We start from the raw sequence: 14,933 nt of genomic DNA on the forward strand, positions 1-14,933 counted from the left end.
TGAAACGATGACCAGCTTGCTACAAATAAGAGATTTAATCGCCTTATATGGGCAAGCTGACATCGCACTACTTAGTGAGCAGCTAAATACGCCAATCCCATTAATTAAAGCAATGGTTGAGAAGCTAGTCAGTTTAGAAAAAATTGAACAAGTCGATATCAGTGCTTGTTTAACAGGCAGTAGCTGTAAAGGTTGCCCTGAAAGCACTGATTGCGCTCATTTTGTGTATAAAATCAAATAATAGAGACACCACAAAAAATCAGCCCCAAATTAGGCTGATTTTTTTTATTTATTCCTCGGTACGACTTTGAAAATCCAACAAGTATTCGCAAAACTCATCAGGATGAGAAATAAACGGCGCGTGAGCGCTATTGCGCATAATCACGGATGGCGAATTCGGATACAGCTCATCTAAAATAGGCACTATTTTGCGCGGTACCAAGCCATCGAGATAACCATAAATGCGCAAGAAAGGAATAGGTAACTGTTTTAATTCATCCCGCAAATCTTCGGTACGTAATGATTCAAGCCCTGCATTTAGTGTTTCAACAGTTGGAATAGGCTGCTCAAGTACCACAGATTTCAAAGTTTTTGCATCATTTCTTGCACTTTCAGTGCCTAAAGTTTGCAATGCTAAAAAACGCTCGACGGTGCGATGAAAATCAGCCGAAAGTTGCTGCTCGAAACCTAATAAAACCTCTGGCCGGATCCCTGCCCAACCGTTTTCTTCTGCTTTAAAGCATGGGGAAGAAGCAACGGTAATTAACCCTTTGACTTCATAAGGATGGTCAAGCGCAATACGGCTTGCAACTAGCCCACCAAGTGACCAACCGAGCCAAATCGCGTTTTTAGGGGCTTGCTCCCACAAAATATTCGCCATCGATTGAATATTCATGGGGGAGAACCCTTGGCTACGTCCGTACCCCGGCAAGTCAACCAAATGAACCCGAAAGTGCGAAGCGATTCGCGGAATAATTGTTTGCCAGACTTGTGCATTCAATCCCCATCCGTGCAGCAACACAAGATCTTGTTTACCTTCACCAACGGTCTGCCAATATAACTTTGCCATCGTTACACTCTCTTCATTCATTTATTCGTCAACTCGTTTAACAGGACTCTACTATGCTAACAATGGAGGGGGGCTGCTGGCTATGCCATCAATCACTAAAATTACCTCATCAAGGTGTTTGTAGTTTTTGTCTTGAAGGATTACCTAAAATGCCAACCTGCTGTTTGCGCTGTGCTTTACCCTGTGAACAGCCTACCATGGAGTGTGGACGCTGCCTAAAAAACCCTCCTGCATGGCAGAGAATTATCACTGTAACCCCATACCAAGCCGCTTTACGCATGTTAATCCATCGGTTTAAATTTCAAAAACAACCTCAGCTTGCTTTTACTCTAGCTCGTATCTTTGCGTTATTTTGGCTCACGGGTTACCGCCAACAAAAATGGCACAAACCGGACTTAATTGTCACAATTCCATTGCATCGCCGCCGTCTGTGGTGGAGAGGATTTGACCACATGGCATTAATAGGCGAAAATTTATCCAGATGGTTAAATATCCCCTATTCGCAAAATTCATTATCGCGTAGTCGTGCTACACTGGCACAGACAACACTAAAACGTGAGTATCGCCAAAACAACCTAAAGGGAGCATTTACCTTAAACGACTCGGTTTCAAACCTACATGTTGCTGTTATTGATGATGTTATTACAACAGGTTCCACGATGAATGCCGCAGCACAATTGTTGATTTGTGCGGGAGCACGTACTGTTGATGCATGGTCACTGTGTCGCACCTTGTAGGAAAGGGGTAAATGGGCGTATTATAACCAACTAAAGCAGTCAACTATTATTGAGCAAATGATTATGATTAATATTACTGAAGCAGCACAGGCTCATTTTGCCAAGTTGTTGGAAAATCAAGAGCCAGGAACTCAAATCCGTGTTTTTGTTATCAACCCAGGCACACCAACCGCAGAATGCGGTGTGTCATACTGCCCTCCGGGTGCCGTTGAAGCAACAGATAAAGAACTAAAGTTCGAGAAATTATCTGCTTATGTTGATGAAATTAGCGCTCCATTCTTGGATGATGCCGAGATTGACTTCGTTACCGACCAACTAGGCTCACAACTGACGTTAAAAGCACCGAACGCCAAAATGCGTAAAGTCTCTGATGACGCACCATTAATTGAGCGTGTTGAGTATGTTTTACAGTCACAAATTAACCCACAACTTGCCAGCCACGGTGGCCGTGTTTCCCTGATGGAAATCACCGATGAAGGCTTTGCAATTCTGCAATTTGGTGGCGGCTGTAACGGTTGTTCAATGGTCGATGTCACGCTTAAAGAAGGTATCGAAAAAGAACTTCTCAAAATGTTTGAAGGTGAGCTAAAAGGCGTTAAAGACCTGACTGAACACCAACGTGGCGAGCACTCTTTCTACTAATCAATACCACGAATATTTGGCACTCTGTTTTTACGAGTGCCTATCATTTAACCTTTAATGGGTTGTTACCTACTGTATTCGGTATTTTATGGACCATTTTGAAACACTAACACCAGAACAAGCCTATCAACATTGGTTAGACGGCACGGCCATACTGGTAGATGTACGAGACCCACAAAGTTTCCGTGCAGGCCATGCTAGTGGAGCCTATCACCTCACCAATGAGTCACTGAGCCAATTTTTAGAACAAACGGATTACGAACAACCTGTTATGGTGATGTGCTACCATGGGCACAGTAGCCAAGGTGCTGCACAATATCTGATCAACATTGGCTTTGAATCTGTATATAGCATCAATGGTGGATTTGAAGCATGGTTAAGGGAATATCCACAAGCCGTTACGGCTCTCTAGATGAGAAAACGCATTCATGATCCACATCACCTCCTTTGCTAATCCCAGAATGGCGCAAGCCTTTGTTGACTATATGGCTAGCAAAAATATTCACTTAAAAATAAAGCCATCACAAGAACAAGCTGTCTTTGAGCTTTGGCTAGAAGATGAGCAACTTCAACCTCAAGTCCAAAAAGAATTAGATATTTTTCTACAAGACCCAAATCACCCTCGCTACCTAGAAGCCAGTTGGCACACGGGAAGCGCAGATACCCAGTTTCAATATCGCAATTACCTAACTTGGGGTTACCTTAAAGAACAATCTGGCCCTTTAACTATCGCTGTTATTTTGTTGTCGATTGTTGTATATCTTTGGGTAGAAATGACTGATGCACGAGAAGTTCTACGTTATTTGGCATGGCCTATTGGCGACCAACAAACGGAACTTTGGCGTTGGTTTAGTCCTGCATTGGTGCACTTTTCGCTATCACATATTGGTTTCAACCTTGCGCTCTGGTGGTTTTTGGCTGGGCAAGTAGAACGAAAGCTCGGAACGGGTAAATTATTCACTATCTTACTGGTCTCAGCGCTGTTTAGTAACTGGGGGCAGTCGCTGTTTAGTGAAAACAACTTTGGCGGCTTATCTGGTGTCGTCTATGCCCTTGTCAGCTATGTGTGGTTAACGGGTGAACGTCGTCCCGAAAGTGGCATCAGTGTTCCTCGAGGGTTAATGATATTCTCGATTATCTGGCTTTTTTTCGGTTACTTCGATGTTTTAGGTATGCATATTGCCAATGCCGCACATACTTCAGGGTTAATTATCGGCTTATTGATGGGAGTATGGGATAATAGGCACAGTTTTAAACACCAGAGCTCCAGATAAAACATTTTAATAATTAGAGGCTAACGCTGTGAAACAAACCCAGAGACATGATGCAATAGTTGAGCTTGTGCGTCTTCAGGGATATGTCAGTACTGAAGAACTCGTCGAACACTTTGAGGTTAGCCCTCAAACGATCCGTCGAGACCTCAATGACCTCGCTGAACAGAATAAAATTCAGCGGCACCACGGTGGCGCAGCACTGCCTTCAAGTTCTGTGAATGCAGCTTATAATGACCGTAAAATCATGTGGTCAGATGAAAAAGCGCGTATCGCGCAGCATGTTGCAAGCCAGATCCCTGATGGTGCGACACTATTTATTGATATTGGTACAACCCCTGAAGCGGTTGCTCATGCGCTGGTTAACCATAAAAACCTACGTGTGGTGACCAATAATCTTAACGTCGCCACCTTGCTGATGCCAAAAGAAGACTTCCGCCTAATTTTAGCGGGAGGTGAAGTACGATCACGAGATGGCGGTATTGTCGGTGAAGCGACCCTCGATTTTATTTCCCAATTTAGGTTAGATTACGGCATTTTAGGTATCAGTGGTATTGATATGGATGGCTCATTACTTGAGTTCGATTACCACGAAGTTCGTACCAAACGCGCGATTATTGAAAATTCACGTTGTGTCATGCTTGTCACCGATCATTCTAAATTTGGTCGTAACGCGATGGTTAATCTGGGTAATATGAATCTAATTGACTATTTATTTACTGATAAACAGCCACCAGACAGCATTCTCAAAGTGATTGAGCAACATAATGTTCAATTAGAGCTTTGTTAATCAAATAGTTACCTTCATGATGGTAGTCCCAGCTACCATCATGTTCATTAGTCCCCTTCCCCAGCATAGTCCCCCACCTTACAGGTATTTTTTTCTTTTTCGCGCGAAACCCTCTTTTCCCTCTTGTAAATAACAATACTTTATATGTGGGCATTGAAAAAAAATTGTTACCAATATCACGCAGTTGTTATTTTTTTCATTAATAATAGTTGGCATCACTATCTATTTTGACTACAATCAAATGAGCGAAAACGAACATTATTGAAAGTGTTTCGAACATCTCAGGGGGATGCATGGAAACTAAAGACTTGATTGTCATCGGCGGCGGGATCAACGGCGCTGGAATTGCAGCAGATGCTGCAGGTCGTGGATTATCGGTATTACTGCTCGAAGCTCAAGACTTGGCAAGTGCGACTTCATCTGCGAGTTCTAAACTCATTCATGGTGGCTTACGTTATTTAGAGCATTATGAATTTAGATTAGTCAGCGAAGCTTTGGCAGAACGTGAAGTGCTATTACGATTAGCACCGCATATTGCCTTCCCAATGCGCTTCCGCTTACCTCATCAGCCTCATTTACGTCCAGCTTGGATGATCCGTATTGGCCTATTCTTATATGACCATTTAGGCAAACGTGTCAGCTTACCAAGTAGTAAGGGGCTGAAATTCAACCAAAACTCTGTACTAAAACCTGAACTAACAAAAGGTTTTGAATATTCCGATTGTTGGGTTGATGATGCGCGTTTAGTTGTGTTAAACGCTCAAGAAGTGGTACGTAAGAGTGGTGAGGTTCGTACTCGCACAAAAGTGACTCGCGCTTACCGTGAAAACGGCTTATGGGTTGTTGAGGCTCAGGACTTACGTACAGGCGAAACCCATACATGGAAAGCAAAAGGGCTAGTTAACGCCACAGGGCCTTGGGTAAAAGAGTTCTTTGATGATGGGCTGAAATTAAAATCACCTTATGGTATTCGCCTAATCAAAGGGAGCCATATTGTCGTTCCGCGTGCTCATGATGAACCACAAGCGTACATCTTACAAAATGAAGATAACCGTATTGTATTTGTTATCCCGTGGATGGATGAATTTTCTATCATCGGCACCACTGACGTAGAATACAAAGGCGACCCGAAAGACGTCAAAATTGATGAAAACGAAGTTAACTATTTACTGAAAGTGTATAACGACCACTTCAAAAAACAGTTAACCGTGAGTGATATTGTTTGGGACTATTCAGGTGTTCGCCCACTGTGCGACGATGAATCAGACTCACCACAAGCCATTACTCGTGATTACACATTGGATATTCACGATGAACAAGGCCAAGCGCCATTGTTATCTGTATTTGGCGGTAAATTAACCACTTACCGTAAATTAGCGGAAGCTGCTGTGAATAAGTTAGCGACTTACTATCCAAATGCAGGTAGCCCATGGACGAAAAATGGTCAGTTACCAGGTGGTGATATCGAAGGTTGTGACCGCGATGGTTATGCACGTGTATTACGTCAACATTATCAATGGCTTCCTGAAGGCTTAGCGCTACGTTTTGCCAGAACCTACGGTAGCAACAGTAAGTTAATCCTTGAAGGCGCAAATTCACTCAGCGACCTCGGTGAAGCCTTCTCTGCGAATGTCTATGAAGCGGAATTACGTTACTTAGTCAAACATGAGTGGGTAACAGAATTGGATGATGCCATTTGGCGTCGTACTAAATTGGGTATGTGGCTGAATGAAGAAGAAAAACAGCACATTGCTCATTGGTTAGCAAAAAATGGGTTGTCAGAGCACACCTCTGCATAATCGTAAAAATCTCGTTGTTATAAAATCTCGTTGTTAATGGAAAAGGCCAGTTGCAATTGTTGACTGGCTTTTTCTATTTTTAAACCATTTTTTCTATTTTTAGTTTGTACGACTTTCAGAAAAACCCCAATCACGATAATTTGCACAAATCAATTCCATCTGTTTATAATGTACGCGACCTTACTTCTCACCCAACTTCGCAGGTACGCCTCACGATGAACTAAGCACTGCCAGAAAATATTTTCCAATACCCTTTTGGTATTCATTTTTCTGTTCCTGGCAGGCAACCGCTTTCATCGACGCTTCTTGATAAGTCAACGACGTTGTCTGTCCTCATTATTTTGGAGGTGCATATGACGATTGCTTGTCACTTTTCACAGCTCAATATTGAATTTAACCAAACCGCCCTTTTTCCACCGATAAGCGGGACGTTGTCATGCAAAAAAAATGCTCTAATTGGCCATAATGGCAGAGGAAAATCGGTTTTAATGCGTATTCTTGCTAACCAATTGCGCCCTACACAAGGGAATGTACATTGGAACCTCCCCTTTATCTATGTTGAGCAGTTAACTCGACTAACGAGCGAAACACTCGTCGATGCCTTAGGCATCAAGGAACTTTATCATGCATTTTCACGCATCGAGGCAGGAAATGGTTCTTTGGCAGATTTTGAACTAACGGAAGATAAATGGCATTTACCTTCCCAATGGCAAAGTTTATTGGACTCTGCTGGGCTAGCTATCTCAATGGAAGCTCCTATCTCCCATTTAAGTGGGGGTGAACGTACCCGTCTAGCCCTTTGCCGTGCATTTCTTCATCAAGATCACTTTTTGCTACTTGATGAGCCGGATAACCATTTAGATACGCAAAGTCGGCAATGGCTCAGCCAAAAGCTTACTGAGCATCGGGCTGGCTGCCTAGTTATCTCTCACAACAGAACTCTGTTAGGCGAAATGGATGCTATTTTTGAATTAACGGAAAAAGGCTTACACGAATATGGGGGAAATTATGCGTTATACGATACCCAAAAAAACTTGGAAATTGCCGCAATTGATGCACAAAGTGAGCGCTTAGAAAAACGTATTCACCAAGAGAAAAAGCAGCAACAGGCCACATTACAAAAAGCCGCTCAACGCAAGAAACAGGGGGAAAAAATTCGCTATGGTGGGTCGCAATCCTTACTGCTACTTGATATGCAAAAGAACCGTGCAGAGAAAAGGCAATCAAATGTCGCAGAACGGCACCAACGGGTTATGGATAATCTGCAAAGCCAACAACAGGAAAACCAAGAAAAAGCTCGCTATATCAAGCCACAAAAAATGACGATTAACTATCAAAATGAAGGTAATAAAGTCACAATTTTTGCTTCTAACTTGTGTTTGCCCTACGGTTATTCATCACCACTTTCATTCACCATATACAGTGGAGAACATTGGCATATTCAAGGGCGTAATGGCTGTGGTAAGTCAACACTACTTAAAGTGCTTGCTGGCCTATTGCCATCATCTTCAGGAGAGTGCCGCCTAAGCGGTGAATTTTGCTATTTAGACCAACACCTCAACTTACTCGATAAGACATTACCTGTCGCTGAAGCACTTCATCAATACCAACCGTTGTTTACTGTAGAGCAGTGGCGCACGCAATTAGGTATGCTGCGAATACGAGGAGATAAATCATTACTGCCACTACAGCAGCTCAGTGGTGGTGAGCAGTTAAAAGCAACACTACTGGCGCTCACGCATAGCCCGAACCCACCCGCTATTTTATTACTCGATGAACCGGATAACCATTTAGACTTGGATTCAAAACAACTACTTGAAGCGCTATTGCAGGACTACCAAGGAACACTCTTACTGGTTTCTCACGATGACGCCTTTATTGCAAACTGCAATATAACCCATACGCTAAATCTTTCTGATAAATAACTGTCTACTAGGCCACTGCCTAATTAGGTGTGGCCATCTGCTTTAATGGATAAACGTATTTTTGACGCGATGAGAAACTAAAAAGTAGGGGATCCATAACACACAATAGAAGCTGCCATTTATAGCGGTAATAATATTTGAGTAGTTAATTTCCAAACCAAATATATATGGGAACACAAAACGAGCAACTAATACCATTAAAGTAAACAGTACCATGGTGGTGATAAACAGCCACTTCGCCTGTTTTTTCCATTTAACCGCAGCGATAAACGTCCAAAGAAATAGAGCAATTAAAACACCATAACCTAGTTGCAAGAGGTAAAAACCTGTCGCAAAGCCTGAAATATAAAAATCAGAATCCGCTTCAGTTGCCAATGACCATGCAGTTTGTACTTGCGAGATTTCTTGCAATAGCATCGTGACCGTTTTGTACAACATATAAAACAGACCAATAACCGGTAAAATTAACCATCCACTGAGTCCCTGTAACGGCTTTTTAACTACCGGCTGAGCCTCTGGTGATATTATTGCTGGCTCTGTTTGCGTGGTTGATTGCTGAATATCCATTCAAATAACCTTTATTTACTATTTACTTTGCATTTTTTCTTCAAGAAATGCCTTGAGTACAATTGCTTGATTATGTTCTGTATTTTTAGCACTGTATAACAGTGTTAAGTCACCTTGTTTTGCTTGTGAAACCAATACCTGCCAAGCTGTTGTGTTATTAAGTTCCTGCTGATATCGCTCGATAAATTGAGCAAACTGATCTGTGTTCTGATGAAACCATTTTCGTAACTCATTGGAAGGTGCAACGTCTTTATTCCAAGAGTCGTGGTGTAAGTCTGTTTTTTTTATTCCTCTTGGCCACAGTCTATCGATAAGCACGCGATAACCATCATTATCGTCAACAGGGTCATAAACTCGTTTGCATTTAATCATCATTTACCTACCCAATAAGTAAACCGCAGCATTTTATTTATTAATTTACAAAAGTATTTTTAACACGCCTTGAAACTAAAAAATACGGTATCCAAATGGCACAAGCAATTAGAGCCCGAAAAATATCTTTGATATCGGAGGCTTCAACCTCTAAATCCAATAAAATACTTGCGAGTATAATATCCGTAACCGTCAAAACTAAAGAAAAGATCTGGAAAAAAATATAAATTTTAATTGTGAGTTTTTTCTTTGTAAAAAAGACATAACTTAGGAAAAGTAAGGTGGCGTATAAAATAACGTTACCTAAAACTTCAAAGTAGATTAGCTCTTTAAATAATGGAATAAATGAACTTGATTGTGGATCTGTTAATTCAATCCAATATTCAATCACTTGAGCATTTTGCTCATAAATCGAAAAAGGCAAAATAATCAAGGACAATATTATCCCTAACATGGGTAAAATAAGCCATCCACCAATGCCTTTTAATTCCTGCCTTGGTTGTGGTGATGGTACCGAAGTGCCATGAGATGAACTGTGACCTTCAGTTTTCATTTACACTTCCTTATTAAACAGACAAATAATATCAATACAAAATAAATAGCCCTGTATAAGATAGCATACCTACTCAACAAAAAATGAGTAACTAAATGCGCTAATTCACAATTATATTGCTAATAAAGAACAATCTGACAAGGCCATCATTATGCAAATATTTACCGCACAGTTACCACTTCCTACCAATTACCTTTATGGTGATTTTTTTGCTTTTCATTTAAGAGATCAACACAATGTTGCGGAAATAGTGGAAGAAGATACATTACATAAAGGCATAATATGGCAACAACATGCAACAAAAATGACATTAGAGCTTAAAAAACAACAGGCAACGATTTCATTAGCGATTGATTCTCCATCTATCATTATCAATGAGCAAGATTTACTAACGCTGGCACAGCATGTACTTGGTTTGAAACAAAATATTGATGAGTTCGAAAAACGCTACCTTGAAACCCCAATACTTGGACAGCTCATTGAAAAACAAAGAGGATTACGGATTTATCAATCTGCTAGTGCATTTGAAGCGTTAGTTTGGGCTATTATTGGGCAACAAATTAGTGTCCATGCAGCTATCGCCATTCGTCGGCGATTTATCCAAGCCGTGGGGATTCAGCATGCTTCAGGTATTTGGTGTTTCCCCGATGTTCCACAAGTCAGGTTAGTTGATGACGAAATACTGCGCCAAACGGGTTTTTCAAAGGGAAAAATTATCGCCCTCAGAGCTCTTTGTGACGCCATCGAAAATCAACAAATTGATTTATCACAGCACGTGACTCATTCCAATGCGAATCAAATAACTGAACAATTATTACAAATCAAAGGTATTGGACCTTGGACTGTGAGCTATGCTTTACTTAGAGGATTCAACTACTTAGATGGCTCTTTACATGGAGATGTGGCGGTAAGACGTAATTTGCAAACATTACTTGCGAAATTAGAGCAGCCCTCCGCCAAAGAAACGGAAAAATGGTTGGAACAATTTTCCCCATGGCGTGCACTGGTTGCCGCCCATTTGTGGCGTAGCCAGTCAGCCGCAGGTTATTGAATAGTTTTAAAAAGCCCACTTCAATAACCTGAAATGGGCTTTCCTACTATTCACAATAATGATTTAACGTAACCAGTTCGTTTTCACTAATTGAACGACTTCATCACCGCGACCACTCATAATCGCTTTTAACATATACAAGCTAAAACCTTTCGCTTCTTGTGCCGCAATTTCTGGTGGCATAGACAACTCTTGTTTGGCGGTTAGGACATCAACCACCACTGGCCCATCATGGGCAAAAGCTTCTTTTAATGCACCGTCTAGATCTTCACTTTTTTCAACACGGATCCCTTTGATACCCGCAGCATTCGCAATCGCTGCAAAGTTAGGGTTATGTAAATCCGTTCCCGCTGTCAAGAAACCGGCCACTTTCATTTCCATGGCAACAAAACCAAGCACGCCATTGTTATGAATGATGATTTTTACCGGTAATTGCATTTGAGAAAGAGAGATAAAGTCCCCCATTAGCATACTGAAACCGCCGTCGCCACACATTGCAACCACTTGACGTTTTTTATCAACGGCCTGCGCACCAATAGCTTGTGGCATCGCATTCGCCATTGACCCGTGGTTAAAAGAGCCAATTAAACGGCGCTTACCGTTCATTTTCAAGTAGCGCGCAGCCCATACTGTCGGGGTTCCAACGTCACAGGTGAAAATCGCGTCATCAGCAGCTAATTCACTAATTTTTGTTGCAAGATACTGAGGATGTATTAACCCCTCATGACCCGGTTTAGCGAGGTCATCTAACCCTTTTCGAGCCTCTGCATAATGTTTTAAAGCGCCATCAAGGTGTTTTGTATCTTGTTTAGCCTCTAAATGTGGCTGTAATGCATCTAATGTTGCTTTGATATCACCAATCAGCCCCATATCAATATGGCAGTGGGAGCCCAAGCTACCTGCATTAATATCAACCTGAATGATTTTAGCTTCGCTTGGGTAGAAAGGACGGTATGGAAATTGTGTCCCTAACAAAACAACCGTATCTGCATTCATCATTGCGTGGTAACCTGATGAAAAACCTATTAAGCCTGTCATCCCAACGCTGTATGGGTTATCCCATTCAATATGTTCTTTACCACGTAACGCATGTACTACCGGTGCTTTTAGTGTTTCTGCTAGTTTAACCACTTCATCATGGGCACCTGCGCAGCCATTACCACAGAATAACGTGATATTCTTAGACTGATTCAGCAATTCAGCGAGTTTTTCGATTTCACTTCGCTGAGGCATAATCAGTGGCGCTTGTGGTTGATACCATGTTTCTTTCGCGGACTCTGGCGCATCTTTTAGCGCAATATCACCCGGAATCACGACCACGGATACCCCTTTATTTAGAATCGCTTTACGCATAGCGATACCAAGAACTTGTGGAATTTGCTCTGGATTAGAGACCATTTCACAATAATGGCTGCACTCGCGGAATAATTCAGTTGGATGGGTTTCTTGGAAATAATTACTACCAATTTCGCTAGATGGAATATGAGCGGCGATTGCCAAAACGGGCACTCGATTACGATGGCAATCATACAGCCCATTAATAAGGTGCATATTTCCCGGCCCACAAGAGCCTGCACATACGGCTAAATTACCAGTTAGCTGAGCTTCTGAACCCGCAGCAAAGGCAGCGACTTCCTCATGGCGAGTTCCTAGCCACTCAATAGCGCCTTGACGACGCAAGCTGTCGGTTAAGCCATTCAACGAGTCTCCTGTAACGCCCCAAATACGTTTAACACCTGCATTATCAAGTACTTTTGCAATATAGGATGCAACACTCTGTTTTTTCATAATGGCACTCTTTTAAGTCGGATGTGATACCCTTGATATCTTGCAGCTCAAAATATGAAAGGTACTTTTAGAAACATAACAACATTCAAAGTAGAATCTTGTCATACTCGCGTATATCAAACCCAATATCGATAATAGATTGATTGTAACTAAGTAAATTCCTCATTCCTACTCATCAAATTAAATATAAAACAGAACAGCACAATCCACCGTTATTATCAAAAGAAGAGGATAGCAACAAGATAAATAAATAGACGAGTTATTAACAACTTAAGCAAAACAAGAACATCATAAAAAGATGGAGTTATCTGCATATATTATTCATCACAGTCACATCATTGTTTCCACCATATTAAATCAATAACCTTATATATTTATGACAGACTAAAACTCACCAAAAAACATATACTAAATTGATTTAAAACAATTTATATTCACCTAATTGATCCCCAAAGTTCTATTTTTTCAAGTATTAAATTCAATCGTTATATTACCAATATAAAATCCCAATAAGGCGCATGAATCAGTATAAAGCACCTACATTTTACATTTGTTCGATATTAATGTAGTATTAGTACTGTATTTTTTAACTCAAGGTGACTTTTTTGCTGTATTTTAAAGACAGACACTCTCATTATTCTACCCATTACATACCTATTTTAGCCTGTTATTTCAGCGCAACATAAAAACACTAAAAACTTATCTATTACGTAAACAACGTCTATTCTAAATAATAAGGTTTTATATTTTCCGATGTATGAAAACCCATATCTTAAGTGCTGTTGTTTCGATTATTGAAATTAAAATAAGAGGATGGTTTCATGAGATTCAAGAAGAAAAAAGAAAAACCGTTAAATATTAGTGATATTACTATTATTGATGACGGTAAACTCAAAAAAGCAATTACCGCGGCTTCGCTGGGTAATGCGATGGAATGGTTTGATTTTGGGGTATACGGTTTCTTAGCCTATGTTCTAGGTCAGGTTTTCTTTCCGGACGCATCACCGAGCGTACAGATGATTGCCGCATTAGCCACTTTCTCCGTGCCTTTCTTAGTTAGGCCATTAGGTGGTGTCGTTTTTGGTATTTTAGGTGACAAATACGGCCGTCAAAAAGTCCTTTCGATGACAATTATCATCATGGCAGTCAGTACCTTCTGTATTGGTTTGATTCCATCATATGAAAGCATCGGTATCTGGGCGCCCATTCTGTTATTAATTGCTAAGTTAGCTCAAGGTTTCTCGGTAGGTGGTGAATATTCTGGTGCAGCAATCTTTGTTGCTGAATACTCACCAGACCGTAAACGTGGCTTTATGGGAAGTTGGTTAGACTTTGGCTCTATCGCCGGTTTTGTCTTAGGTGCGGGTGTCGTAGTACTAATTTCCAGTATCGTTGGGGAAGCTAACTTCCATGATTGGGGCTGGAGAATTCCGTTCTTCTTAGCATTACCGTTAGGGATCATCGGGTTATATCTACGTCATTCACTAGAAGAAACCCCTGCTTTCCAACAACATGTCGAATCGTTAGAAAAGCAAGATAAAGCCAATATTCAAAACCCACCAAAAATCTCAGTACGTGAAGTCGCAACTAAGTATTGGAAAAGCTTGATGATTTGTGTTGGCTTAGTTATCGCAACTAACGTCACTTACTATATGTTGTTGACCTACATGCCAAGTTATTTGTCACACAATCTGAATTACTCTACTGACCATGGTGTGCTAATTATTATTGCAATTATGATTGGTATGTTATTTGTTCAACCGATTATCGGTTTAACCAGTGATAAAATTGGTCGTCGCCCATTTGTCATTACCGGTAGCGTAGGGCTGATTTTATTGGCATACCCTGCGTTTATGTTAATCAACAGTGGTTCTGTTGGCTTAATTTTCCTAGGTTTATTAATTTTAGCGGTGCTGTTGAACTGTTTTACAGGGGTTATGGCTTCCATTTTACCCGCGATTTTCCCGACACATATTCGTTACAGTGCGTTAGCTATTGCCTTTAACATTTCAGTATTAATTGCCGGTGCGACACCGACTGTTGCGGCATGGTTGGTCGAATCAACCACTAACTTATATATGCCTGCATATTACTTAATCGTGATTGCTTTAATCGGCTTATATACGGGTATCAGGATGCCAGAAACGGCGAATAAGCCATTGCGTGGAGCAACACCTGCGGCATCAGATAAAGCTGAGGCAAAAGAAATTCTTAGCGAGCACTTTGACAATATTGAGCAGAAAGTTGAAGATATTGACCAACAAATTGCTGAGCTTGAGAAAAAACGCCAATCCTTAATCAATCAGCACCCTAAATTAGATTAAACATGAAAGAGCCGGTAAAACGGCTCTTAAGGTTGTTGACAAAGC

The 14,933-nt window shown here is 41.0% G+C and carries 15 protein-coding genes; 10 read left to right on the forward strand and 5 right to left on the reverse strand.

Going from position 1 to position 14,933, the window contains the following annotated elements; translation table 11 throughout:
• Positions 1 to 7: 7 nt before the first annotated feature.
• Positions 8 to 241, forward strand: a complete 234-nt coding sequence (locus PSF31_RS08995) for a FeoC-like transcriptional regulator (RefSeq protein ID WP_004262872.1) — start codon at positions 8 to 10, stop codon at positions 239 to 241.
• Positions 242 to 289: 48 nt separating this feature from the next.
• On the opposite strand, the gene bioH is transcribed toward PSF31_RS08995, so the two are convergent.
• The gene (bioH, locus tag PSF31_RS09000) at positions 290 to 1,069 is read right to left on the reverse strand and encodes a pimeloyl-ACP methyl ester esterase BioH (RefSeq protein ID WP_036958605.1); all 780 of its coding nucleotides are present in this window, start codon (positions 1,067 to 1,069) and stop codon (positions 290 to 292) included.
• 53 nt (positions 1,070 to 1,122) lie between these two features.
• Here bioH and PSF31_RS09005 point away from each other — a divergent pair, with 53 nt between their 5' ends.
• The 7 genes from PSF31_RS09005 to PSF31_RS09035 all read left to right on the forward strand — a co-directional run bounded on the left by PSF31_RS09005 (position 1,123) and on the right by PSF31_RS09035 (position 8,233).
• Positions 1,123 to 1,806 (forward strand): hypothetical protein, encoded by a 684-nt coding sequence (locus tag PSF31_RS09005; RefSeq protein ID WP_036958606.1) that lies wholly within the window; start codon positions 1,123 to 1,125, stop codon positions 1,804 to 1,806.
• A 63-nt stretch (positions 1,807 to 1,869) separates the two neighbouring features.
• The gene (gene nfuA / locus PSF31_RS09010) at positions 1,870 to 2,448 is read left to right on the forward strand and encodes a Fe-S biogenesis protein NfuA (protein ID WP_004266130.1); all 579 of its coding nucleotides are present in this window, start codon (positions 1,870 to 1,872) and stop codon (positions 2,446 to 2,448) included.
• Between the two features lie 88 nt (positions 2,449 to 2,536).
• A complete protein-coding gene (gene glpE / locus PSF31_RS09015) occupies positions 2,537 to 2,860 on the forward strand; it encodes a thiosulfate sulfurtransferase GlpE (RefSeq protein ID WP_004262879.1) in 324 nt (107 codons plus the stop codon).
• A gap of 16 nt (positions 2,861 to 2,876) precedes the next feature.
• Positions 2,877 to 3,722, forward strand: a complete 846-nt coding sequence (gene glpG, locus PSF31_RS09020; protein WP_036958607.1) for a rhomboid family intramembrane serine protease GlpG — start codon at positions 2,877 to 2,879, stop codon at positions 3,720 to 3,722.
• Positions 3,723 to 3,750: 28 nt separating this feature from the next.
• Positions 3,751 to 4,509, forward strand: coding sequence for a DeoR/GlpR family transcriptional regulator (locus tag PSF31_RS09025; protein WP_004262881.1), 759 nt, complete (start codon positions 3,751 to 3,753; stop codon positions 4,507 to 4,509).
• 293 nt (positions 4,510 to 4,802) lie between these two features.
• Positions 4,803 to 6,308, forward strand: a complete 1,506-nt coding sequence (glpD, locus tag PSF31_RS09030) for a glycerol-3-phosphate dehydrogenase (RefSeq protein ID WP_004262885.1) — start codon at positions 4,803 to 4,805, stop codon at positions 6,306 to 6,308.
• A gap of 353 nt (positions 6,309 to 6,661) precedes the next feature.
• Positions 6,662 to 8,233 (forward strand): ATP-binding cassette domain-containing protein, encoded by a 1,572-nt coding sequence (locus tag PSF31_RS09035; protein WP_096863537.1) that lies wholly within the window; start codon positions 6,662 to 6,664, stop codon positions 8,231 to 8,233.
• Between the two features lie 42 nt (positions 8,234 to 8,275).
• Here PSF31_RS09035 and PSF31_RS09040 read toward each other — a convergent pair whose 3' ends face one another.
• The 3 genes from PSF31_RS09040 to PSF31_RS09050 are packed head-to-tail and all read right to left on the reverse strand — an operon-like array spanning position 8,276 to position 9,725.
• Positions 8,276 to 8,800, reverse strand: coding sequence for a DUF2569 family protein (locus PSF31_RS09040; RefSeq protein ID WP_004262888.1), 525 nt, complete (start codon positions 8,798 to 8,800; stop codon positions 8,276 to 8,278).
• Positions 8,801 to 8,818: 18 nt separating this feature from the next.
• A complete protein-coding gene (locus PSF31_RS09045; RefSeq protein ID WP_036958629.1) occupies positions 8,819 to 9,172 on the reverse strand; it encodes a DUF488 domain-containing protein in 354 nt (117 codons plus the stop codon).
• A gap of 40 nt (positions 9,173 to 9,212) precedes the next feature.
• On the reverse strand, positions 9,213 to 9,725 hold the full coding sequence (locus PSF31_RS09050) for a DUF2569 domain-containing protein (RefSeq protein ID WP_004262890.1): 513 nt from the start codon (positions 9,723 to 9,725) through the stop codon (positions 9,213 to 9,215).
• Between the two features lie 151 nt (positions 9,726 to 9,876).
• On the opposite strand from PSF31_RS09050, the gene PSF31_RS09055 reads away from it, so the two are divergent.
• The gene (locus PSF31_RS09055; protein WP_096863536.1) at positions 9,877 to 10,776 is read left to right on the forward strand and encodes a DNA-3-methyladenine glycosylase family protein; all 900 of its coding nucleotides are present in this window, start codon (positions 9,877 to 9,879) and stop codon (positions 10,774 to 10,776) included.
• A gap of 63 nt (positions 10,777 to 10,839) precedes the next feature.
• On the opposite strand, the gene poxB is transcribed toward PSF31_RS09055, so the two are convergent.
• Positions 10,840 to 12,564 (reverse strand): ubiquinone-dependent pyruvate dehydrogenase, encoded by a 1,725-nt coding sequence (gene poxB, locus PSF31_RS09060; protein WP_004262892.1) that lies wholly within the window; start codon positions 12,562 to 12,564, stop codon positions 10,840 to 10,842.
• An 821-nt stretch (positions 12,565 to 13,385) separates the two neighbouring features.
• Between poxB and proP the strand changes: the two genes are divergently transcribed.
• The gene (proP, locus tag PSF31_RS09065; RefSeq protein ID WP_096863534.1) at positions 13,386 to 14,888 is read left to right on the forward strand and encodes a glycine betaine/L-proline transporter ProP; all 1,503 of its coding nucleotides are present in this window, start codon (positions 13,386 to 13,388) and stop codon (positions 14,886 to 14,888) included.
• The last annotated feature ends 45 nt before the right edge of the window (positions 14,889 to 14,933 follow it).

The sequence above is a fragment of the Providencia sp. PROV156 genome (assembly GCF_028480905.1).
Classification (GTDB): Bacteria; Pseudomonadota; Gammaproteobacteria; order Enterobacterales; family Enterobacteriaceae; genus Providencia; species Providencia hangzhouensis.

What these genes read in the sequence shown, in the direction of transcription:
- PSF31_RS08995 (WP_004262872.1), top strand. Translation starts at nt 8, where the DNA reads ATGACCAGCTTGCTACAAATAAGAGATTTAATCGCCTTATATGGGCAA.
- bioH (WP_036958605.1), bottom strand. Translation starts at nt 1,069, where the DNA reads ATGGCAAAGTTATATTGGCAGACCGTTGGTGAAGGTAAACAAGATCTT.
- PSF31_RS09005 (WP_036958606.1), top strand. Translation starts at nt 1,123, where the DNA reads ATGCTAACAATGGAGGGGGGCTGCTGGCTATGCCATCAATCACTAAAA.
- nfuA (WP_004266130.1), top strand. Translation starts at nt 1,870, where the DNA reads ATGATTAATATTACTGAAGCAGCACAGGCTCATTTTGCCAAGTTGTTG.
- glpE (WP_004262879.1), top strand. Translation starts at nt 2,537, where the DNA reads ATGGACCATTTTGAAACACTAACACCAGAACAAGCCTATCAACATTGG.
- glpG (WP_036958607.1), top strand. Translation starts at nt 2,877, where the DNA reads ATGATCCACATCACCTCCTTTGCTAATCCCAGAATGGCGCAAGCCTTT.
- glpD (WP_004262885.1), top strand. Translation starts at nt 4,803, where the DNA reads ATGGAAACTAAAGACTTGATTGTCATCGGCGGCGGGATCAACGGCGCT.
- PSF31_RS09035 (WP_096863537.1), top strand. Translation starts at nt 6,662, where the DNA reads ATGACGATTGCTTGTCACTTTTCACAGCTCAATATTGAATTTAACCAA.
- PSF31_RS09040 (WP_004262888.1), bottom strand. Translation starts at nt 8,800, where the DNA reads ATGGATATTCAGCAATCAACCACGCAAACAGAGCCAGCAATAATATCA.
- PSF31_RS09045 (WP_036958629.1), bottom strand. Translation starts at nt 9,172, where the DNA reads ATGATTAAATGCAAACGAGTTTATGACCCTGTTGACGATAATGATGGT.
- PSF31_RS09050 (WP_004262890.1), bottom strand. Translation starts at nt 9,725, where the DNA reads ATGAAAACTGAAGGTCACAGTTCATCTCATGGCACTTCGGTACCATCA.
- PSF31_RS09055 (WP_096863536.1), top strand. Translation starts at nt 9,877, where the DNA reads ATGCAAATATTTACCGCACAGTTACCACTTCCTACCAATTACCTTTAT.
- poxB (WP_004262892.1), bottom strand. Translation starts at nt 12,564, where the DNA reads ATGAAAAAACAGAGTGTTGCATCCTATATTGCAAAAGTACTTGATAAT.
- proP (WP_096863534.1), top strand. Translation starts at nt 13,386, where the DNA reads ATGAGATTCAAGAAGAAAAAAGAAAAACCGTTAAATATTAGTGATATT.